This is a genomic window from Corynebacterium casei LMG S-19264, from assembly GCF_000550785.1.
Lineage (GTDB): Bacteria > Actinomycetota > Actinomycetes > Mycobacteriales > Mycobacteriaceae > Corynebacterium > Corynebacterium casei.
Map to the genome: position 1 here is coordinate 2,271,433 of NZ_CP004350.1, position 19,753 is coordinate 2,291,185.

Consider the following 19,753-nt stretch of genomic DNA (forward strand, 5'->3'; position numbering starts at 1 on the left):
GGGAGCATTTCAATTCGCAATCACCTGATAAAGCGACAACAATAGCTTCTATGACTGAATCAGCTCAGCCCACTTTTGAAGAGATGCTCGCAGCTATCACCAAGACTTTCATCGTCGCGCACGTCGATGACTCGGATGCACACCTTGCCCAGGCTTTGGTGTACAACGCCGGGCGTTTGGCGTGGCGCATGCGTGAACAGGGCATTTCCACCGAGCAAAAGACATCCGTGTCCGATGTCGTGACCGAAGCAGACCGCGCGGCAGAAAAATTCGTCGCAGGCGTGTTGGAGGCCATCCGCGGCGATGACGGCATCATCGGTGAGGAAGGCGCGCAGCGTGAGTCCAAGTCGGGGCGTACCTGGGTCATCGATCCAGTCGATGGCACCTATAACTTCACCAACGGCTCCGACTACTGGTGCTCGGCGTTGGCATTGACTGATGAGGACGGCACCGTGCTGGGTGCAGTGCATCGCCCGGCAATGGGCTACACGTGGTTCGGCGGCAGGGACTTCCCCACCTCGCGGGATAATAACGCCGTTGCACAGCTTGTCGATGCTCCGGCGTCGCAGATTTGCCTCGCCACCTACTTGCATCCACGCTTTATGGCTGACGATGCCATCCGTGGCGCATGGCAGTCCGTGGCACAGAACTTTGCCTCCGTGCGGATGCTGGGTGCAGGTTCTGTGGACCTGTCCACCGTGGCCGATGGCACGATGGGGGCATGGATTCAGCACACCGTTCCGGACTGGGATTGGCTGCCTGGCCAGGCATTAGTACACGCTGCCGGGGGTGCGACTTCCAAAGTTGAAGCCGGTGGAGTTGAATGGTGTATCGCTGGCAACCAGCAGGTAGTTTCGGAAATGGAGAACATGCTTCGTGGGTAAGTACAAAGAAGACCTCGGATTAGCGCTAGAACTAGCAGGTCACGCCGATGTTGTGACCATGCACCGCTTTGAGGCCTCCGACCTTTCGGTCAAAGAAAAGCCCGATATGACACCTGTATCGGACGCTGATTTGGCGTGTGAGAAAAAGCTACGCGCCGAATTAAAGAAGGCCCGCCCGCAAGATGAGGTACTAGGCGAGGAATTCGGCGGGGATGCTGTGACCAAAGGACGCCAGTGGGTCATTGACCCGATTGACGGCACCAAGAACTACGTTCGAGGCGTGCCGGTCTGGGCGACACTGATTTCGCTTCTGGAAGATGGCGTTCCGGTGGTGTCTGTCGTGTCAGCGCCGGCGTTGCGTCGCCGCTGGTATGCATCGAAAGGCGCTGGCGCATTCCGCGTCTGGTGTGGTGAGCCAAAGCAACTGAAGGTCTCTGAAGTCTCCCGTCTTTACGATGCCTCCCTGGCGTTTTCCTCCCTGTCTGGCTGGGGCGAGCGCAACATGCTCAATAACTTCATCAACCTGACCGAATCCACCTGGCGCCTGCGCGGCTACGGCGACTTCTGGAACTACTGCCTGGTTGCTGAAGGCGCTGTGGACATCGCCACCGAACCCGAGGTCTCCCTCTGGGACCTGGCTGCACCATCGCTGCTGGTCACTGAAGCCGGCGGCACCTTCACCGACCTCGACGGCAATGAAGGCCCCGCCGGTGGCTCTGCCATTGCCACCAACGGCCTGCTGCACGAGAAAGTCTTGAGCAAGCTCAACAAGTAGCTTCACTCCCCCTTTCTTCTACGCTATTGCCCCACCCCGGCAATTGTGATGTGCTTGAAGCACGCTGGAAAAGAAAGGGGGCTTTTCATGTCCGACTCACAACAGTCGCGAAATGCCATCATCAAAGCACTCATCGTTTTCGTCATGGCAGTCTTCGTTGGCGGCTATATAGGTTTGCAACATTCCGATGCCATTGCTCCGATTGTGTTTGTCGCGCTCGGGGTTTTCTTCGCTTGGATTGTGTACAGAACCAACCGTCCGAAGCCTGATGCTTCCGGGACAGCGCCTTCCGAACAGTGATGCGCCACACCAAAACCTTTCCGGTAGCTGCTTTGACCACAGTTGCCGCGCTTGCTCTGGTCTCGTGCGGCGCAAACGATCCTTTGCTGGCGCACCTGAAGACTTTTGAAAGCAACATCGCGGGTGAACCCGCCGATGCCACCGCCATCCTGCGCGACATCTACGGGCCGGAGTGGGCCGAATTCGCCACCGTCTGCCCATATTCGCCCCAGCATGCTGTTGATGATGCTCTTGGCACGGAAGATTCCCCCATTCCGGACAATGGACTTTCAGAAGATGAGAACTACCTCTACCTCGCATCCGACGACCGCAATGAGAAATGGATTCGCTTCGCGCGCTCAGAAATGGACTTATGTAACCCCACAAATTCAAGCTCTCAGTCCTTGACCTTGGAACCAATCTCAGCCACGCTCGACTTCACGCTCATCCAGCCAGACTCAATATGGACGTTGACTGACTTCGGCAACTAGCCCGCAGTCATCTTTGAACACGCATAACTTGAGCACGATGGGAGCGATGGATCTGATTTAAACCCCACCTGAAAGGGACTACAAGCCGATTCAAGAGGAAACGCCGACGCATCGGCAAGCAAGCATGCCTTGACGTGGTTTTGCTCTTGTAAGTGCGATGCACATACAAGGAAGTCCTCGAAGCAATAACTTCGAGGACTTCCTTGTTGTTTAAACAGTGCGTAGTGCTAGGCCAACTTAAAGCCTGCGCCTACTCCGCCGCGGCGGTTCATATCCGCGACTACTGCCTTGGAATCAGATGCAACGGTTGGAACGTGCAGCGCACCCTGCAGAGGGGTCACGCACGAAACACCAACGTTGCCTGGCCGGTAACCGCCGGAGATTGAACCAACGATTCGGCCATCCTTGAACACTGGGGCACCAGAGTCACCGACGGTGGCACATACCTGGTTGAGTTGAATGTTGTTGCCATTCATAAAGGTCATGCCGCAGGTGGTGCCGGTTGCAACGCCACGTTTGCAGACAACATCACCTGGGTTGACGGTTCCGCCAACACCGGTTGCGGTAACGCCGTTGTAGGAGTTGGTGACCTCAGCATCGGAGCCCAGCTCGATGACTGCGTAATCCAGTTCATCGCTCTTGGACACGACGGTGCCGGTTGGGCCAACCTGCCAGGAGTCAGCAGATGCCACAGAGTCACCTACGTTGGCGCAGTGACCAGCAGTCAGGCCAACCTTGCGACCTTCAGCGTCAGTACCTGCCATGGTCAGGGTGCACATGGTCTGATCATTGATGTAGATCGGAGTGCCCGGACCGTACAAGGACTTGCCGCTGGTCATGGACTGATTGGATTCTTCGGGCACACGAGGTGCATCGAAGTAAGAACCCGGTGCACGGTGCAGCACGAACTCTTCAAAAGGCTTGCCTGCGGCAACCTTGGAGAACATGTCGTTGCGCCATACATAGTTCGGGTCCACCAGTACTGGCTTAAACTCCGGCTGGGTTGCTTCCTGCAATCCAATCGGGTTCGGGTTAGTCAGCACTTCAGTCTGGTTATAGACCTCAGTAGCGAATTCTTCTACCACATCAACTTCAGGCGCTACTGACTCAGGCACCGCTGGCGCTTGAATTTCAGGTACCTGAGGCACATCCGGTACCTGCGGCATTTCCTGCGGAACTACCTGGTGCAGCGCGTCATCAACGGCGTCAGTTACCTGAGTATCTACCTCAGGGGCCTCAACGCCGAAGTTCGACAGCTCCCCACGAACATGATCTACAAATCCTGCCGAATCAATGACCGGATTTGGTAGTTCAGCAGCTCCCGCAGCTGGGGCTCCAATAAAAAATGCACCCGCAAAGGCCGAGCCCACTAAGACCCTTTTTAGGTGCGGCATACAGCGCATAAGCTTATTGCCTCATTTCCACGTCTCACACACACATAATTCCCAGTGCAGCATCACACCGCACGAGCTCCCCCATCATGTCACGAGCAAACACCCCGCGTCGCCCAAAATTCCTCAGCGTTACACTCCCGTGACAATCCACCCGAATTCCCACCTGCGGGTTTTCAATAGCAGATCCCAAAACCGCAGGTAATTGCCCACTACTTGAGATAGCTCACAACCATGTAATACACCTTCGAGTACCCCCGATCGTGACTTGTTCCCACAGGAAACCCAAAGATTCAGGCTTCGCACGTCCGCCGCGCTTTAACTCAGCTACTCCTGCGTTCACACGTCTTCATCTCGCAGGAGCCATCGACACAGTTCCCACTTCGCACGCTCGACCCCACCTGTATACGTCGCCTCCAGCCCATCTTCTACATGCTGCAGCAATTGCTCACTAAACTGCTGCGCCGTCTCCGCATCCACCTTTGACCGCATTTCGTCGAGGGGATACTTCAGTTGGACAGCCCGGCCCCCACCCGTGGAATAAGAACACCAATCTTCGCCATATACCCGGAGTTCGCCTCCCAATAACGATGACTCGATAACCACGTTGCCAAAAATCAACGCCGGCAATTTTCGCTCAATCATGAACTTCAATCTACCTATCCATTTCTTTGTGCGACATATGTCAAACAGATCTTCAACGCATTACCAATGACTTTCGGAAAGTGATCCACAACCATGAGAGAGGTGAATTTGATTAAGGTCACATAACTGCCGAAGCTCGAGCGGCGCAGTTGCACAGCGTCGCACGCGAGCTTTCATGTGTTCTTTTGCCGCCAATTGTTAATCTCTAAAGGAATATTGCATGCAGGACAGCAGCACATCAACACTGAACAGGACAAGCGCACAGCTGTCTGGAGGTGCCACTTCCCCCGCGAGCAGGATAAAGAATGTTCTGCTGTTTACCGGCGCGCAGTGTTCATTTTTCATCGGCGCGGGCATCGCCACGGGACAAGAGAGTTTGCAGTACTTCACCGCGCACGGCTGGTGGGGCATGGTCGCCATCATCATCGTGGTGTTGTTGTTCTCATGGCTGTTGTCATCACTGACCGAATGGGGCCGGAAGAATAAGGACAACAAGGTCGAACCGTTCACGGATATTTGCGGACCCGTAGTGGGCACGGTGCTTCGCTACTGCGTTCCGGTTTTCGTCTTCATGATTGCGGTGACCATGTTCGCCGGCGCCGGCGCGCTGCTCGGGGACGTCTTCGACATGCCCACCTGGGTCGGTGCAACCGGCATGGCGGCCGTTGTGGCGATTACGTTGATGTTTGGTTTCCGCAACCTCGTGGAAATCATCGGCCGCATTGGGCCACTCATCGTCATCGTGATTGGCATCGTCGCGCTATGGGTAGTTGTTGAGAATTTCGCAGCGCTTGCCGATGTCCCCGAAAACCTTGCCCAGTACCAACCCGCCAAGGCGAGTGAGAACTGGTTTATCGGCACTATTTTGTACAGCACCGCCATCTTGATTATCGCAGTGCCTTTTCTTACCAGCCTTGGCCGCGAAGACCGCTCCCTGCAATCCACTGTTCGCCCAAGTATTCTCACTGGCTTCCTTTACGGCGGGGTCATGGGGCTGTGCGCGCTCGCACTGCTTGCCACACTGCCCATGGTCTATAACGAGGCCACTCCCCTGGTGATGCTCGGCATTGACCTCGCCCCGTGGCTTGGCTACGTCTTCTCAACCATTACTCTTTTGGGCATCTACTCCACCGCAGCACCCATGCTGTGGACCGTCGCCGACCAGTTCCCGCTGAAGTCCCGCAGCACCTACACCATTGTCTGCCTCGCTCTGACGCTCGTCGCACTCATCGGCGGCCTGAAGCTGCCTTTCGCCGCTCTCGTCGGATTCGTCTACCCTTCTATCGGCTACTTCGGACTCGTCTTCTTCGGATTCCTTGCCTACCGCCAGATTCAGGCGCGCCTCGGGGCAAAGTAAACAATTAGATCGCTTCGAATCTCAATACTCTTGCTTTCGATAAACTTGAGGGATATAGTGCTTCATACCAGGGGTGAAGAACCCTATTCGAGCCATTAACTTTTCGGTCGCGTCATATTGGCGAGGCATCGGCAAACTGGACGAGGTTGATCTATTGCGAATCCTCTTCGATGATGACGAACTGCAACGGATGGCCAATGACCCTAACTTCAAATCGAAGAAATGGAGTTCCGATCTCGTCAAGGCCTACCGCAAGAAAATTCAGATTCTAACGTCCGCCACAGACGAACGTGACCTAAGAGCATTAAAGTCACTGCACCTTGAACAGCTCAAAGGAAACAGAATTGGTACTTCATCTATCCGTTTGAACAAGCAGTATCGTTTGATTCTTCAATTTAAGTCAGACGAATCAGGCCGCACAGTAATCGTCATTGAACTCGTCGACTACCACTGAGAGGAGGTTAAAAATGAACACAGTAGTAGCCGCTGAACGCTTTCCCGCGGGAGAATTCTTAGCCGATGAGCTCGACGAGCGCGGGTGGTCCCAAGCCGATTTTGCCGAAGTTCTCGGACGCCCAGCTCAGTTTGTCTCAGAAATCATCTCAGGCAAGAAGGAGATCACTCGCGAGTCCGCCGCACAGATCGGTACCGCGTTGGGGACATCCGCTGAGTTTTGGCTCAATCTGCAAGACTCGTATTTTCTTTGGAAGCAGTCCCAAGATGCCCAAACTCAACACAACCTAGATGAGGTCAGAATCCGAGCACAAATCCGAGATCTCGCACCAATATCCCACCTAGTCAAACGTGGATTCGTACGTTCAAAGGACCCAACAGACCAAGCCAAAGAGGTCCTGAATCTGTTTGGAAAATCGAGTTTCGAGGATCCATCCCCCACTAAGTTCGTTGCGCGTCGGAGTAACAATGAAGAATCCATAACTGTTCTCCAAGAATCCTGGGCTGCGTGTGTTCGAGCTAGCGCAGAACGACTGGAGGTCTCGACGTATTCGCCCAAAGCTTTAAGGGAATTGGCTGAGACGTTGTCTGCTCGAACGAAAGATCCAAACGCTTTCGCAGAGTTCCAGAAGGTTTTTGCCGAGGTTGGCGTAAAACTCGTCTACGTGGAGTCTTTCCCAGGAGGCAAGCTTGATGGATGCGCCCAATTGGTGAACGGGCATCCAACTATTGGACTTTCAGGCCGCGGAAAACGGCTAGACAAGGTGTTCTTCACCCTGCTGCACGAGGTCGCCCATGTGCTTTTGGGACATGTTTCGGACGATAGTGAAGTCATTCTGGATGATCTCTCAAGTGAGTCAGATTCAATAGAAGATGAGGCAGACCGTTTAGCTGCACAACTTGCCATTTCGGATCCATTACAGGATGTCCCAGAAAGAATCAGCGCGGATTGGGTTGAGGCGAAATCTGAGGACCTTGCCATTCACCCGATACTTTTGATTGGGAGGCTTCAAAAAGAGTCCCGACTTTCTTGGAAATCCACGTTGACTCGAAACGCACCCACAGTTATTAAGCAGCTAGAAGAATGGAAGGCTCCCCGTCCACAGTAGACAAGATTCCTGTACATGCCTCACCTTCAGGGTGCCATTTGAAGGGCTAAGTAAAGAAAAGTGTGTCTGAATTAGCTTACTTCTGCCAGCTCAACAACTGTTTTTAGCCGGTTAATAGGTCTCCAAGAGCTATTAACCGGCCTTTTGCGTTCAATACCGAGATCCCGTGAAAAGTGTGCTAACCGGTTCTGGTTTGATTTTCCGGTGAGTACAAACAGACCAAGATGCCCCATCTGTACAGGGCTAATGAAGAAAAACGGATACACACAAGCCGGCACCCAACGCTGGCGATGCACACAAGGCTGCCGCGGATCCTCAGTAAGAAACAGCCAACAAGCCAGCAAAGACGCCGCAACCTTCCGACTGTTCTACACCTGGATCACCACGGGTCGTTCCCTCAACAGCCTCGCACAAGAACACAACACCACCCGCCAAACCCTGCACGCACGCATGAAATGGTGCTGGCTGATACAACCTAACGTAGAAATCGACCACAATAGGGTCTATGACCAGCTATTTATCGACGGCACCTACCTCAACAAACAGTGCCTGCTCATCGCCGCAAGCCTCGACCACGTCGTCGCATGGCTGTGGTGCGATAAAGAATCCACCACCAACTACATCAAACTCATCTCCCAACTACAGCCCCCACTGATCATCACCCTCGACGGCGGGACCGGAGCCTTATCAGCAATCAAAAAATGCTGGCCCACCAGCCACATTCAACGCTGCACCGTCCACGTTCAACGCCATATCAGACGCCAAACCACCTCCAGGCCACGCACAGAAGCAGGCAAAGCCATCTACGCACTAGCCCTGTCGCTGACCAAAGTAGAAACCCCCGACGACGCCTACCAATGGACTACAAACCTGCTGGCCACCCACGAGTTTTACAAACCCACACTCGCTAAGAAAACCTTTTATAAACGCGGTCAACACCCCAGCGGGAAAACCTGGGACTGGACACACAAACGAGACCGCACAGCCATGAATTCGCTAAACAACCTCAACAGCAAAAAATGGCTATTTACCTGGATAGAACCACCCGAAGGATTCATTGGAACACCAAAATCCACCACCAACAGCCTTGAAGGTGGCATCAACTCACCGCTCAAACTCCTCGCCAGAAACCACCGCGGAATGAGCAAAGAACACCAACGCACCGCCATCGATTGGTGGCTCGCATCAAAAACGCAGCTGCCTGCCGAGCCCGTAAAGACCGCCAGGCAGCAACGCTGGGGTAAAGACGCACTCGCCAAAGTCAACGCCTTACTCGAAGCGGAATCACCCACACCACCAGAAATCGGTGGCCCAAGCGGATACGACACCGCAATCGATACCACCTACCAGCACTCTATGGGAATACAGAAAGGATGGCTAGGTAGATAACACAATGTCCGCCGGCAACACACCGACAGACACACTTTTCTTTACTTAACCCCATTTGAAGCCTCGCTACTGGCAAAATGGACGCAGACGACGATGTCCCCCTCTCCCGAAGGAAAGGGGGACATCGTCTCACATTTGGTAGCGGGGGCAGGATTCGAACCTACGACCTCTGGGTTATGAGCCCAGCGAGCTACCGAGCTGCTCCACCCCGCGCCGATTGTCATCAACATTGCATGTCAATGGCACGGACCCAACTCTATCAACAACATTGGCACTAACAAAATCCAAGTCAGGTCCGTGGTAGTCCAACCATAGCTGGCTCTATCGGGTTTAGTCACGAGACGGAGAGCGCAGAGCCCCTTCTTGGCTGCTTAATATTTAGCCCTTTAACCTCCTCATTTATCACCATGTTTTTCAAAGAACCAATTCCCTCGACCGTCGTTTCTAGAACCTCGCCGGGAACTAAGAATCGCTCCGGTTTCTGCGCCACACCAACACCACTAGGAGTGCCTGTAGAGATCACGTCTCCCGGCTGTAATGTCGCGAAAGTCGAGAGGTACGAAATTATCTGTGGAATGTCGAAAAGCTGAAGAGCTTGGCTATCGCCGCAATGTTTATGCATCCGGACTACGACGCAGAGAGTCCGGGCTAATCGGCGTCCTAGTACCACGACTTACTGATGCGGTCATGTCCTTGATGTATGAAGCTGTCGAACGTGCAGCGCGCTCCAAAGGCATGTTTGCGATTGTCGCAACTTGCGGCGATACTCCTGAGAGCCAGGCAAAGGTCGTCGAATCTCTCCTGGATCGCAATGTAGACGGGCTAATCCTTGCGACCGCTCGCCTCGATGATGAGCTACCTGAGCGCTTGAGGCGCAAAAACCTTCCACATGTCTTGGCTCTTCGTTCAGATGGAAAAAGCCCAACTGTTTCAGGTGACGATAACCTGGGCGGGTATCTGGCTGCTCGACATCTCATAGATCTTGGACATACTGATATCGCAATCGTGACAGGTCCATCGTTTACATCTAGTGCCCACGGTCGAGTAGAAGGGGCTCAGAGCGCATTTGAAGAAGCTGGCATCGATCTGCCCAAGGAGAACATCATCTTTAGTGGTTATGGCATCGAAGCTGGCGAAACAGCCGCTAAATTGCTTCTAGAAAGAGACACACATCCCACCGCCATATTTGCTGCGAATGACAACCTCGCTATCGGCGTTGCTCACGTTGCAGCCAAACTAGGTTTCAGCCTTGGAAAAGATATCTCAATCGTAGGTTACAACGATATCCCGCTGGTAGAAAAGCTTTCTGTTCCAATAACGTCAGTGCGAACTCCCTTTGATCAGATTGCAGAAAAAGCTGTAGACCTGTTGCGGCAGGAATCTACAACTCCCGGAGCTATTAGCTTCATCCCCACTCTTATTCCTCGCAGGTCAAGCGGACCTGGCCCCACAAGGAATTAAGAATTTCACAGTTGCCCTGCTATATAGTGCAATTAAAAACCCTCGACCCAAATCTTGGGCCCAGGGTTAATTATTCTGATGTTGGCTTAATCGTCGCTTTGCGCCGTGATTTAGCTTTCTAGATCCTCAAGCGCTTCATCGAGAAGGTCCAGGCTAAACATCGCATCGGTGTAGCCGGCGACTGTCATCTTGCCGATTGGGTACACGTTGCCGTCTTCTACTGCCTTGAGGTTCTTGTACAGCGGTTCTTCCTGCAGGATTTCGAAGGTTTCGGTTGGTTCAAAGGCAAGGTTAGTGCCGTAGAACAACACGTCGGCATCGCCGACAGCGTTGTTGATTTCTTCAAGGGAGACGGTGAACTCGCCGCCGTCTTCATCGCCGACGGTTTCATTGATCTGATCGGACCACTGAACGCCGATTGGACCAAGGATGTTGCCCAGCATGCTGGCATCGCTGTTGAGGTCAACTTCTTGCTCGTTGTAGGAATTGATTACGGCGAAGCGGCGGTCTGCCAGCACATCAGCGTGCTTTTCCTTCAGTTCAGCTTGGCGGTCTTCCAAGGCGGTTTCGAGCTCATCAATTTTATCCGCCTGGTTCACGGCATCCGCTACCTGCCCAACACGTCCCCGCCAGTCGGCGCGGTCTTGGCCACCGTGCATGTAGATATATGACGGCGCGATGGCTCGAAGCTGCTCAAGATCGACTGCTTCAACATAGTTCGGCACCAGGATCAGGTCAGGTTCCAAAGCAGCGATTGCTTCCAGTTCGATGCCTTCGCGTTCACTGACCTGAGGAACATTTTCGATGTCCTTGGCCTTTTCTGATGGCAACAGGCCTTCGGTGTAACCACCCTGACCAACAGGTGCCAGCCCTAAGTCCACCAACGCCTCGGTGGCGGCGAAGTGCAAAGTCACCACACGCTGTGGATCAGATGGCACTTCCACTTCATTGCCTTCATAGTCCGTCACCGTGCGGGTATCGCCCTGCGCTGCAGAGTCTTCGCCACCAGCTTCGTTGCTCGAAGACTCGGTTGCTTGAGTCGTGCTGTTGTCTTCCGCTGAGCAACCAGTGATGACCAAGGCGCCTGCGGTCAAGAGGGTTGCGAACTTGAGCGCGCGACGACGGGAAGAATTGTTAATCATGATGTTGCTCCTTCAGACCACGCCTGCCAAAGCCGGGCGTAGCTAGTTTCAGTTTCAAGTAGTTGTTCGTGTGTACCGGATTCGATGATTCGGCCGTTGTCCATGACCAGGATGCGGTCGCTGCTGGCTGCTTGGGACAAGCGGTGGGCAATGACAATGGCCGCGCTGTTCGAAGTAATGGCGAGTGATGCCTTGTCCAGGACCTCAGCATCGGCACTATCTGCTTCAGCTGTTGCTTCATCCAAGATGATCAGCGGCGGATTAAGCAGACTCATACGAGCAAGCGCCAGGTGCTGTGCTTGGGCCGGCTCCAGGTTCCGGGCTCCGTGGCCAACCGCCGTATCAAGGCCTTCCGGCAAGGCCATGACAAAACCATGGGCACCAGTCCGGTGCAGGGCATCGATGATTTCTTGCTCCGTGGCCTCTGGCTTTGCCAGGGTCAGATTCGAGCGCACCGTACCAATGAAGACGTGGGTTTCTTGGGAAAGCGAATAGACTTCATCGGCAGAAATGCTGCGTTCAAGCAGGCCGCTGCTTGGTGAATAAACCCCGGCAACCAACGATGCCAGGGTAGATTTTCCAGAGCCTGTCGCACCCACCACAGCGATGGTTTCCCCGGGTGCAATATCCACATCAATGCCCTTGAGTGCTTCAAATCCGTTTGGATATGCAAAATCAAGGTCTTGGATTCTCACTAACGTCCGGTTCTGGTTTTCGTCGAAGTTGGTGTCACTGCTGTTATGGTCTCCAGGCTTTTGCCGAACTTCAACAACACCAACCAGGCGGCTCAGAGAGGACAGTGCTTCCTGGAAATCATCCATGACATACATCAGCCCATTAACCGGGCCAATGATGCGCTGGAATAACAACGCTGCAGCAGTTACTGCACCCGGGGTGACTTCTCCCCGAAAGGCCAGCCACACGCCGAGTCCTAGCACTGCGAAAATACCAATTGCTTGGGCGATGTTGAGTCGGCCAAACAACCAGTTTTGAACAATGCGGGTGCGCATTGCCCAACGAACCTTGTCCCATGAGGAAACAGAAACCCGATCTAGCTGATGCGCACCGAGCTGGTGGGCACTGACCGTATCCAGGTTGTCCAGGGTGCCCAAAATATGCTGGCCACGCACTGATTCCACCGCGCGCTGTTTTTGATAGACCGGAGGGCCGGTGCGCAAGTACCAACGCACATGCACCACGTACAGCGGGGTGAGCGCGAGGAAGATCAGTAGAAAGCGCCAGTCAATGCTGGTGATGGTTCCAGCAATCAAAACCACGGTAAAGATAGAAACAAAGAATCGTGGCAATACATCCGGCAGGGTGCCGGAGACTTGGGCGATGTCATCGGATGCACGCGTGACCACATCGCCTGTGCCGGCAGTTTCCACGGTGGAACGCGGCAATCGCAATGCAGCACCAACATAATCCTCGCGGATTTCAGCGATAACGGTCTCCGTAATGCGAGCAATCCCCACCCCGCCCAGCCAGGCAAAGAGCCCCGCGGCAAAAGCGGCGCCGATAAGCAGCGCAATCATCTGCGGAAAGCTCTCAGGTACGCCATTGCTCCCATTGGTATTGAGCAGGTCAACAATACGGCCAATCAGCAGCGGTACCACCAGCGCGGTGGCTGATTCCGCGAGAAATAGCAGCAAGACTCCCAGCAACGCCAGGCACCGGCCACGCAGCATCTGCCACAAATATGAGCTGATCTGGGATGAGCCAGCAACGCTTAGTAGGTGTTGATTGCTCATGTCACACTCACTTTCACCGGGGCAATCACGCGGTCAGCAATAGCGTTAAACGCGCGGCTAGAGCTAATAACCACCGTCAGCAGTCCCTCGCGGCGGGCACGCAGCCGCTTAGCTATGATCTCCTCCGTCACAGCATCCACCGACGTAGTGGGCTCCACTAGGACTAGAATGCGTGGGTTCGCAGCCACTGCGCGTGCCAGTGCAATGCGTTGACGCTGGCCACCGGATAGTTCTAGTGCGCCGTCACCAAGGCGGGCCGCGAGGCCATCGGGAAGCTCATGGTCGCCCAACGCTGCAACTTCTAAAGCCTCACGGGCGTCGTGGGCATCTACTTCCCTACCGCCGTTGAACTGCACGTTTTCTAACACCGTGCCGGCGAACAGTCCTGGGTGGTGTGGAAGAACCAGCAACTGTGAATGCAGGGACTTTGGAGTAATAGCGGTGATATCGAATCCGCCAATGACAAAGGTTCCTTCCTTAGCCATTCGTTTGAGCGTGAGAATCTCAGTCAGTTGCGTTGCAGATTCCTGCGGCAGGTTTAACACCACGAATTCATCCGGCTCAATGCGCCCGTCCACCTTGTTTCCGGCAAGGTCTAATTCTTCAAAGGCGATGAAATTCTCATCATCTTCGAGCTCCACGGTGCCCGCTGTTGCAGGGTGGGAACCGGCATTGAGCAGGTCCAGCACGCGTTGTGAGGAAGCCTGCGAAATCGCCCACATGGAGCCAAGGGTCCCCACGAGTTCTTGAATCGGGGAAATCATGATGACAGCAACACCGGTTGCGGTAATCAGCTCGCCGGCGGAAATCATGCCGTTAAGCGCCATGACAATCGCGGCCAACGCCACAAGCACCGCCACCAACTGGGACCCCGTGGTGGTCACGCCTTCGAAAGCAGCCCGGGCATTTCGGGCTGAGATGGTGGTGCGCAGGGCTTCCTGGCTAAAAGTCCGATAATTCGCCGCGGCGGTTTTCTGGGCATGAAGACCGGAGATAACCCTAAAGCCTGACACCAAGTCGGCTGCGGCACCGGCTGCATCAGCCAAGGTGTACTGCTCTTTCAAACTGCGCGCCCGCAGCGGTGTGGCCGCAAGATGCATCAGTGCCAACAGGATAGGCAGACCGATAACAATGCCCAAGCCCAACCAGGGATTGATGATGAACAATGTGATGACTGCGACCAGCAGCGCAGCGACTTGGCTGGGCGGATAAACAATGATGTAAAAGACTTGGCTGGCGCGCTGGGTATCACCAGTGGCGATAGAAAGCAGCTGGCCCGGCGCGCGTTGTGCGCCCGCGAATCCGCGCGGGGACAAGACCCGTTCGATGACTGCTTGGGAGAGCTCATATTGTGAGCGTTGCACGGCTAGCCAACCGGTGCGGCTTCCTATTTGGAAACCAAAGTGCATGACTACATACAGCCCAGCCAGTGCACCGAACCACAGGTACAGGTCATAAGAGAAGTCTGCGAATCTCACCCCACCAAAGGCAGGGGTTGCAACATCGTCTACTACGCGTCCGACCACCGTGGGCATGAGCATGTTGCAAATACCAAAGGTCATGAGAAGCAGGGATGCTGCGCTCAGCCGCTTCGCGTTAGCCCGAATCAGTGCGAAGCTGAGCTGGCGTGGTGTCCAATTGGGATCGAAGAGGATTCGCGGTGGTGTTGGATTATCAGGTGCTTGGCCTTGGCCCCAGTCATGAACCGGGTCCTCCGCAGAATCAGCGGGGTTAACAACAGTCATTTAGGCAACCTCACACGCCGAATTCGTGCAGGGTCAAGCCCCAGCCAATGGTGCGACGTTGTGGAATACCAAGTCCGGCTGCTTCAAAGAGCTCGTCGAGTTCTTCCGCGGTGCGCGAGCCACCGCCGCTGAGCACAAAGTGCCCAAGGTCTTCTTCAAAGTCGTGGTCATGAGCACGGACTGGGTTCAGCACGCGGGCAAAGTAGTACAAGCGGCCGTGCGTTGCAGCTTCTTTTAGCAGCGCGATGGATTCAAAGTCTGAGCGTTCATTGATTGCTTCAACCAGCAGCACGGCATCCGCATCGCCTAAGTCAGTGTGGAGAGTAATGCGCTCATTGGTGGTATTAGCCTGGTGCGCGGCAAGTTCGGCTTTGTTTCCCACAATGGTGACAGCAGTGTCTTTGTGTTTATCGGCAATCGCCTGGGCAAAGGCGCGGACGCCAGGTCCAGCAATGGCCACGGTGCGGAGGTTGGCGAAGGCTCCATCGGCAGCAAGTGCACCAGCGACCCAGCCTGCGTATTCGGTCTCTGCTTCTACTCGTTGTTGAATCAAACCGTCAGTTTCGGAGTAATTGGTTTGAGTGCCTTCACGAACCGCGTCGAGCAGACCCGTGACCACCGCCAGCTCACGCCTGGCGAAAGGTCCGTCCAAATTGAGGTCTTCAGAAACGTATTCTGTATCTAGCTCACGGCCCATGTCCGTAAGCTTCCAACCGGAAGGGGTTTGTTGCGTGACCTCAATTGATTCGAGATAACGCAGGAGTTTAAACAGACCAAACTCATTCGCGCCGGTTGCTTCCACCAACTGTTCAAGACTGTTCACATCGGAGCCCATGATGGGGCCAAGGTCCAAGGTCGCGGCGACGCGCAGGGCAAAGCCCGGGGTGATTTCGCTGAGCTCATGGAATACCTCGCGCACATTTTCACTCGCGCTGAAATCAGGCAGCTCAGGGTTTTCGGCAGAGGCTGTGACCTTTTGTTTCTTCCAGTAACCGGTGACTTCAATCTGGTCTTTGTCCAGGTTCTTTTCCCGCTTTAGCCAACGGCGGATCGGAGTCAGTGTTCCAGCCTCCCCAGCAACCCACGCGAAGACGTTGCCGTCCCACCATTCGGCGGCCTTCAAAGCATCGAAAAGCAATGCGGTGGTGCCAGCCTCAGCGCCGTGGCGCACCAGCCAGGTCAACTCCACACCTTCTGGAACAACTAGGTCCTGGCGGTGGGATTCTTCCTCAACCTCGATAAACACCTGGCCCCGGGCTCCTTCGGGCCATTCCTCCAGCCATCGGCCCACTGCCGGCAATGCGGTCTCATCCGCGCCGATGAGCACCCAATCAGCGCCTTCCGGATGCACCGACGATGACTTCGGCCCGGCAATCTGAATGGTCTCCCCCGGTTTCACGTTGCGCGCCCAACTGGTGGCAGGCCCTACGCCGTGGTTGACAAAGTCCACGTCAATCTCACCGGCTTCTGGATCCCAGCGGCGAACGGTATAGGTACGGATTAGCTTGGCGCCTTCACCGCGGGACCAATTGAGCACGCCATCAAGCTGCGTTGGGCCAACAGAATTCTCCGCCTCTGGATGGTCAATGAGAATCTTGAATTCATCATCAAAACCATCCGAGCGAAATTCAGCTACCGGGTAACCGTTGTCTGCAGTGTGAGCTTTGAGTTGCTCACCGCCGAGAGTCACGCGGCGCATGCCCGGGGTGACATCTTCTGCTCTAATGACCTTAAGGAAACGGGTGGTAATCGGGAAAATCTCAAGTGGACGAAGGCTGTTGGCCATGACGCGTGCTCCTTAGAGGATGGAATTTAGTGGGTGTTAGAAAACTCTGGATTATTGACCCCAGCAGCGACTTGGGTTCCGTCTTCTGTCAGTTTCGGCTGCTGGTTGGCCACGCGAGGATCCAATGGCACCACGGTTGGAGTGCTGGTGGCTGGGTCTGGGCAGATCATGGCTTCGAGTCCAAAGACATCCGCGACCATCTCCTTGGTCAACACTTCTTCCGGAACGCCGGAGGTAATCACTTCGCCCTTCTTCATCACAATGAGGTGATCGGCGTAGCGTGCCGCCTGGTTCAAGTCATGGAGCACTGTGACCACGGTCTTACCTTCCTCGTGGAAGTCACGCAGCAGCTCCATCAGCTCATACTGGTGCGCGATATCCAGGAAGGTGGTGGGCTCATCCAGCAACATGATGGGTGTTTGCTGCGCCAGCAGCATGGCAATCCACACGCGCTGGCGTTGACCACCGGATAGCTCCGCCACGTAACGGTCAGACAGGTCCGTCAAACGGGTGGCAGTCAGGGCCATGTTGACGGCGTCTTCATCAGACTGGCGCCATTGCTGAATCAAAGACTGATAAGGCGCGCGTCCACGTGCCACCAGGTCTGCAACGCGAATACCTTCTGGCGCTAGAGAAGTCTGCGGCAGCAAGCCCAGCACGCGTGCGACTTCTTTGGGCTTGTATTTGGAAATATCTTTATCATCCAAATACACGTGCCCCTCAGCGGGTGTAATAACTCGCGCCAGCCCGCGCAGCAGCGTGGACTTGCCACAACCATTAGGGCCAATAATTGCCGTGAATGAGTTGTGTGGAATCTCTACAGAGATGTTTTTGCTAATGACTGTCTTGTCATAGCCAATAGTGGCGTTTTCAATCCGCAACCGAGACGCGGTTGAATTATCTTTCGTGTTCATTATTTTCTTCCTGTCTCGTGCTTAACCGATACGGCCATAGTGGCGGCGGGCTTCTCTCACCAGCAGCCAGATCATGTAGCAACCACCGATAGACACGGTGATCAGACCAACTGGGATGGGACGATAGAAGGCGGCAATGACCAAGGAGAGCAAGTGCGCGATAGACAGCAGGGCTGCGCCCATTGCTGCCGATGGCCACAGGCTCACACCCGGTGAGCTGGTCAAACGTCGCGCCAACTGCGGTGCAGCCAGGGCAACAAAACCAATCGGACCAGCTGCCGCGGTGACCAGCGCGGTGGTGGAAACACCCACCACAATCAGCGCCAGTCGGGCTGGGCCAACGCGGAAACCATGGGTCAATGCAGTGTCATCGCCCATTTCCATGTGCTGCAATGAGCGCGCTAGCAGCACCGCCAGGATAAAGATGATCACAGCAATTGCCACGCTTGGGATAAGCGATGCCCAGGTCACGCGTGTAATAGAACCGGCTGCCCAAATGCCAACAACCATGGCGTCATCCACGTCAGCGCGGGTGATGATGTAGGAATTCAATGACGTCAGCATGGCGGAGACACCAATACCGACCACGATGAGGCGGAAGCCCTGTACGCCTTTGCGCCAGGACAAAAGGTAGACAACGAAAGCGGTGATGATGCCGCCAAGAATGGACACACCTGCGATGGACCAGTACTGCATGTTGCCGAAGACCAGGATGAGCAACACAACAGCGGTGTAGGAACCAGCATCAAAGCCGATGATGTCCGGGGAACCCAAAGGGTTACGCGTCAGCGACTGGAAGATGGCTCCGCCCAATCCCAAAAGCGCACCGAATACCACCGCGGCGCTGGCAACCGGCAGGCGCCATTCGCGGACAATCAACAGGTGGAATTCCTCGCCCACGCCAACGATGGCTTGGACTACCTGGCCCAAGGAAATCGGGAAATCGCCCAAGGTGATGGCCACGGTGGCGGCAAAGGTGCCGAGTATGACCAGGATGAGTGACACCGCCAGAATCCGCATCGGGATTCTGAAAGAGAAGAGTTTGTTGCGAACGGTCAGGGAAGAATAGCCGAAATCGGTGTTCTTAGAATCTTTCATTAACATCACAGACCACTCGCTTTGCTTCGACGTACCAGGGCAATCAGCACTGGCGCACCCACGATCGCGGTGACCACGCCGACTTCAATCTCGCCCGGGCGGGCAATAATGCGGCCCAGAACATCGGCGGCGAGAACCAGCACGGGTGCAGACAACGCAGAATATGCAATAATCCAGCGCTGGTCGGGGCCGACAAACCACCTGACCACGTGCGGGATCATCAAACCGACAAAGCCAATGCCACCGGTCAGGGCGGTGCCGCCGCCGGCCAGCAAGGTCACGGCGATAATGCCGAAGACGCGCGAGCGGCCCACCCGCGTTCCCAGGGAGGCGGCGAGGTCATCGCCTAAGGCAATGGAGTTCAACGAGTTGGACAGCGCCAGGGCAATAATCAGACCCACCACGATAAAGGGCAGCACCTTCATGGTGTCTGCCAAATCCGTGCGTGCAATGGACCCCAAGCCCCAGTTGCGGATGCTTTCAAAAGTATTTGGGTCAATCAGGGTCAAGAAGGTGGTCACGCCACCCAAAACTGCGGCCAACGCAACACCGGCGAGCACTAAAGTCACTGGGTTGGCAGTACCGCCAGATGCACCGATGAGATAAACCAGCACGGTGGCAACAGCGGCACCAATGAATGCGAACCAGATGTATCCGGTGACGCTGGACAGGCCAAAGACACCAACGCCGACGGTCACTGCGAAACCAGCACCGGCGTTCACACCAAGGATGCCGGGGTCAGCCAGAGGGTTACGTGTCATGGCCTGAATCAAGGCACCAGCAACACCAAAGGCGGCACCAACTAAGAGACCAACAACGGTGCGCGGCACACGAAGTGACCAAATAATAATGGAGGCTTCACTGTCATCACGAGCGGTCAGGCCGTGCCACACAGAATCAAAAGGCAAGGGGTTAGCGCCAACCGCAATGCTGAGTAGCCCCGTAATTACCAGCGCAGCAAGAATGAGCAACAGACCTAAGGAGCGTCGACGGTACAACGTGCGCTTCGGCACTACGTCAGGAGTCCCCGGCGCGCTTGGGGCAATTGGAGTTTCCACTGCTTCTATAGAAGTCATTTCTCCC

General features: G+C 55.0%; 19 protein-coding genes and 1 tRNA gene. 9 read left to right on the top strand and 11 right to left on the bottom strand.

Annotated elements, in window-relative coordinates; translation table 11 throughout:
* Nucleotides 1-50 precede the first annotated feature (50 nt).
* The 4 genes from CCASEI_RS10415 to CCASEI_RS10430 all read left to right on the top strand — a co-directional run bounded on the left by CCASEI_RS10415 (nucleotide 51) and on the right by CCASEI_RS10430 (nucleotide 2,429).
* Nucleotides 51-884 (top strand): inositol monophosphatase family protein, encoded by an 834-nt coding sequence (locus CCASEI_RS10415; RefSeq protein WP_025387950.1) that lies wholly within the window; start codon nucleotides 51-53, stop codon nucleotides 882-884.
* Nucleotides 877-1,659 carry a histidinol-phosphatase gene (gene hisN / locus CCASEI_RS10420; RefSeq protein ID WP_006823436.1) on the top strand — a complete coding sequence of 261 codons (783 nt, stop codon included), beginning with the start codon at nucleotides 877-879 and terminating at the stop codon, nucleotides 1,657-1,659. The genes CCASEI_RS10415 and hisN overlap by 8 nt, the downstream gene beginning before the upstream one ends.
* A gap of 87 nt (nucleotides 1,660-1,746) precedes the next feature.
* Entirely contained in the window at nucleotides 1,747-1,959 is a 213-nt protein-coding gene (locus CCASEI_RS10425; protein WP_006823437.1) for a hypothetical protein, read from the top strand.
* Between the two features lie 32 nt (nucleotides 1,960-1,991).
* The gene (locus tag CCASEI_RS10430) at nucleotides 1,992-2,429 is read left to right on the top strand and encodes a hypothetical protein (protein WP_139017220.1); all 438 of its coding nucleotides are present in this window, start codon (nucleotides 1,992-1,994) and stop codon (nucleotides 2,427-2,429) included.
* Nucleotides 2,430-2,656: 227 nt separating this feature from the next.
* On the opposite strand, the gene CCASEI_RS10435 is transcribed toward CCASEI_RS10430, so the two are convergent.
* Both CCASEI_RS10435 and CCASEI_RS10440 read right to left on the bottom strand, forming a co-directional pair.
* Nucleotides 2,657-3,823 carry a S1 family peptidase gene (locus CCASEI_RS10435; protein WP_404825246.1) on the bottom strand — a complete coding sequence of 389 codons (1,167 nt, stop codon included), beginning with the start codon at nucleotides 3,821-3,823 and terminating at the stop codon, nucleotides 2,657-2,659.
* Between the two features lie 336 nt (nucleotides 3,824-4,159).
* Nucleotides 4,160-4,465: a hypothetical protein gene (locus CCASEI_RS10440; RefSeq protein ID WP_025387952.1), complete on the bottom strand. Its 306-nt coding sequence runs from the start codon at nucleotides 4,463-4,465 to the stop codon at nucleotides 4,160-4,162.
* Between the two features lie 220 nt (nucleotides 4,466-4,685).
* Between CCASEI_RS10440 and CCASEI_RS10445 the strand changes: the two genes are divergently transcribed.
* The 4 genes from CCASEI_RS10445 (at nucleotide 4,686) to CCASEI_RS10460 (ending at nucleotide 8,773) form a co-directional block, all read left to right on the top strand.
* Nucleotides 4,686-5,822, top strand: coding sequence for a YkvI family membrane protein (locus tag CCASEI_RS10445; protein WP_006823441.1), 1,137 nt, complete (start codon nucleotides 4,686-4,688; stop codon nucleotides 5,820-5,822).
* A gap of 73 nt (nucleotides 5,823-5,895) precedes the next feature.
* Entirely contained in the window at nucleotides 5,896-6,276 is a 381-nt protein-coding gene (locus CCASEI_RS10450) for a type II toxin-antitoxin system RelE/ParE family toxin (RefSeq protein WP_006823442.1), read from the top strand.
* 13 nt (nucleotides 6,277-6,289) lie between these two features.
* On the top strand, nucleotides 6,290-7,384 hold the full coding sequence (locus CCASEI_RS10455) for a HigA family addiction module antitoxin (protein WP_025387954.1): 1,095 nt from the start codon (nucleotides 6,290-6,292) through the stop codon (nucleotides 7,382-7,384).
* Nucleotides 7,385-7,588: 204 nt separating this feature from the next.
* A complete protein-coding gene (locus tag CCASEI_RS10460) occupies nucleotides 7,589-8,773 on the top strand; it encodes an IS1249 family transposase (protein ID WP_025387088.1) in 1,185 nt (394 codons plus the stop codon).
* 136 nt (nucleotides 8,774-8,909) lie between these two features.
* Here CCASEI_RS10460 and CCASEI_RS10465 read toward each other — a convergent pair.
* Nucleotides 8,910-8,986, bottom strand: a tRNA-Met gene (locus CCASEI_RS10465).
* Nucleotides 8,987-9,107: 121 nt separating this feature from the next.
* On the bottom strand, nucleotides 9,108-9,395 hold the full coding sequence (locus CCASEI_RS15720; protein ID WP_050808034.1) for a fumarylacetoacetate hydrolase family protein: 288 nt from the start codon (nucleotides 9,393-9,395) through the stop codon (nucleotides 9,108-9,110).
* Here CCASEI_RS15720 and CCASEI_RS10470 point away from each other — a divergent pair.
* Entirely contained in the window at nucleotides 9,311-10,234 is a 924-nt protein-coding gene (locus tag CCASEI_RS10470; RefSeq protein ID WP_025387955.1) for a substrate-binding domain-containing protein, read from the top strand. The genes CCASEI_RS15720 and CCASEI_RS10470 overlap by 85 nt on opposite strands.
* A 110-nt stretch (nucleotides 10,235-10,344) precedes the next feature.
* Here the strand turns inward: CCASEI_RS10470 and CCASEI_RS10475 are convergent, their stop codons facing one another.
* The 7 genes from CCASEI_RS10475 to CCASEI_RS10505 are packed head-to-tail and all read right to left on the bottom strand — an operon-like array spanning nucleotide 10,345 to nucleotide 19,746.
* On the bottom strand, nucleotides 10,345-11,376 hold the full coding sequence (locus CCASEI_RS10475; RefSeq protein ID WP_006821863.1) for an ABC transporter substrate-binding protein: 1,032 nt from the start codon (nucleotides 11,374-11,376) through the stop codon (nucleotides 10,345-10,347).
* Nucleotides 11,373-13,127 carry an ABC transporter ATP-binding protein gene (locus CCASEI_RS10480; protein WP_006821864.1) on the bottom strand — a complete coding sequence of 585 codons (1,755 nt, stop codon included), beginning with the start codon at nucleotides 13,125-13,127 and terminating at the stop codon, nucleotides 11,373-11,375. Before CCASEI_RS10480 ends, CCASEI_RS10475 begins: the two co-directional genes overlap by 4 nt.
* Nucleotides 13,124-14,872, bottom strand: coding sequence for an ABC transporter transmembrane domain-containing protein (locus CCASEI_RS10485; RefSeq protein ID WP_006821865.1), 1,749 nt, complete (start codon nucleotides 14,870-14,872; stop codon nucleotides 13,124-13,126). The genes CCASEI_RS10480 and CCASEI_RS10485 overlap by 4 nt, the downstream gene beginning before the upstream one ends.
* Nucleotides 14,873-14,882: 10 nt before the next feature.
* Nucleotides 14,883-16,658 carry a siderophore-interacting protein gene (locus CCASEI_RS10490; RefSeq protein ID WP_006821866.1) on the bottom strand — a complete coding sequence of 592 codons (1,776 nt, stop codon included), beginning with the start codon at nucleotides 16,656-16,658 and terminating at the stop codon, nucleotides 14,883-14,885.
* Nucleotides 16,659-16,684: 26 nt separating this feature from the next.
* Nucleotides 16,685-17,572: an ABC transporter ATP-binding protein gene (locus CCASEI_RS10495; RefSeq protein WP_006821867.1), complete on the bottom strand. Its 888-nt coding sequence runs from the start codon at nucleotides 17,570-17,572 to the stop codon at nucleotides 16,685-16,687.
* 21 nt (nucleotides 17,573-17,593) lie between these two features.
* Entirely contained in the window at nucleotides 17,594-18,670 is a 1,077-nt protein-coding gene (locus CCASEI_RS10500) for a FecCD family ABC transporter permease (protein WP_025387956.1), read from the bottom strand.
* Nucleotides 18,671-18,675: 5 nt separating this feature from the next.
* Nucleotides 18,676-19,746, bottom strand: a complete 1,071-nt coding sequence (locus CCASEI_RS10505; protein WP_025387957.1) for a FecCD family ABC transporter permease — start codon at nucleotides 19,744-19,746, stop codon at nucleotides 18,676-18,678.
* Nucleotides 19,747-19,753 lie beyond the last annotated feature (7 nt).

Coding starts and splice junctions, on each gene's coding strand:
- CCASEI_RS10415 (WP_025387950.1), top strand. CDS start 51: ATGACTGAATCAGCTCAGCCCACTTTTGAAGAGATGCTCGCAGCTATC.
- CCASEI_RS10425 (WP_006823437.1), top strand. CDS start 1,747: ATGTCCGACTCACAACAGTCGCGAAATGCCATCATCAAAGCACTCATC.
- CCASEI_RS10435 (WP_404825246.1), bottom strand. CDS start 3,823: ATGCCGCACCTAAAAAGGGTCTTAGTGGGCTCGGCCTTTGCGGGTGCA.
- CCASEI_RS10440 (WP_025387952.1), bottom strand. CDS start 4,465: ATGATTGAGCGAAAATTGCCGGCGTTGATTTTTGGCAACGTGGTTATC.
- CCASEI_RS10445 (WP_006823441.1), top strand. CDS start 4,686: ATGCAGGACAGCAGCACATCAACACTGAACAGGACAAGCGCACAGCTG.
- CCASEI_RS10455 (WP_025387954.1), top strand. CDS start 6,290: ATGAACACAGTAGTAGCCGCTGAACGCTTTCCCGCGGGAGAATTCTTA.
- CCASEI_RS10470 (WP_025387955.1), top strand. CDS start 9,311: ATGTCGCGAAAGTCGAGAGGTACGAAATTATCTGTGGAATGTCGAAAA.
- CCASEI_RS15720 (WP_050808034.1), bottom strand. CDS start 9,395: ATGCATAAACATTGCGGCGATAGCCAAGCTCTTCAGCTTTTCGACATT.
- CCASEI_RS10475 (WP_006821863.1), bottom strand. CDS start 11,376: ATGATTAACAATTCTTCCCGTCGTCGCGCGCTCAAGTTCGCAACCCTC.
- CCASEI_RS10480 (WP_006821864.1), bottom strand. CDS start 13,127: ATGAGCAATCAACACCTACTAAGCGTTGCTGGCTCATCCCAGATCAGC.
- CCASEI_RS10485 (WP_006821865.1), bottom strand. CDS start 14,872: ATGACTGTTGTTAACCCCGCTGATTCTGCGGAGGACCCGGTTCATGAC.
- CCASEI_RS10490 (WP_006821866.1), bottom strand. CDS start 16,658: ATGGCCAACAGCCTTCGTCCACTTGAGATTTTCCCGATTACCACCCGT.
- CCASEI_RS10495 (WP_006821867.1), bottom strand. CDS start 17,572: ATGAACACGAAAGATAATTCAACCGCGTCTCGGTTGCGGATTGAAAAC.
- CCASEI_RS10500 (WP_025387956.1), bottom strand. CDS start 18,670: ATGAAAGATTCTAAGAACACCGATTTCGGCTATTCTTCCCTGACCGTT.
- CCASEI_RS10505 (WP_025387957.1), bottom strand. CDS start 19,746: ATGACTTCTATAGAAGCAGTGGAAACTCCAATTGCCCCAAGCGCGCCG.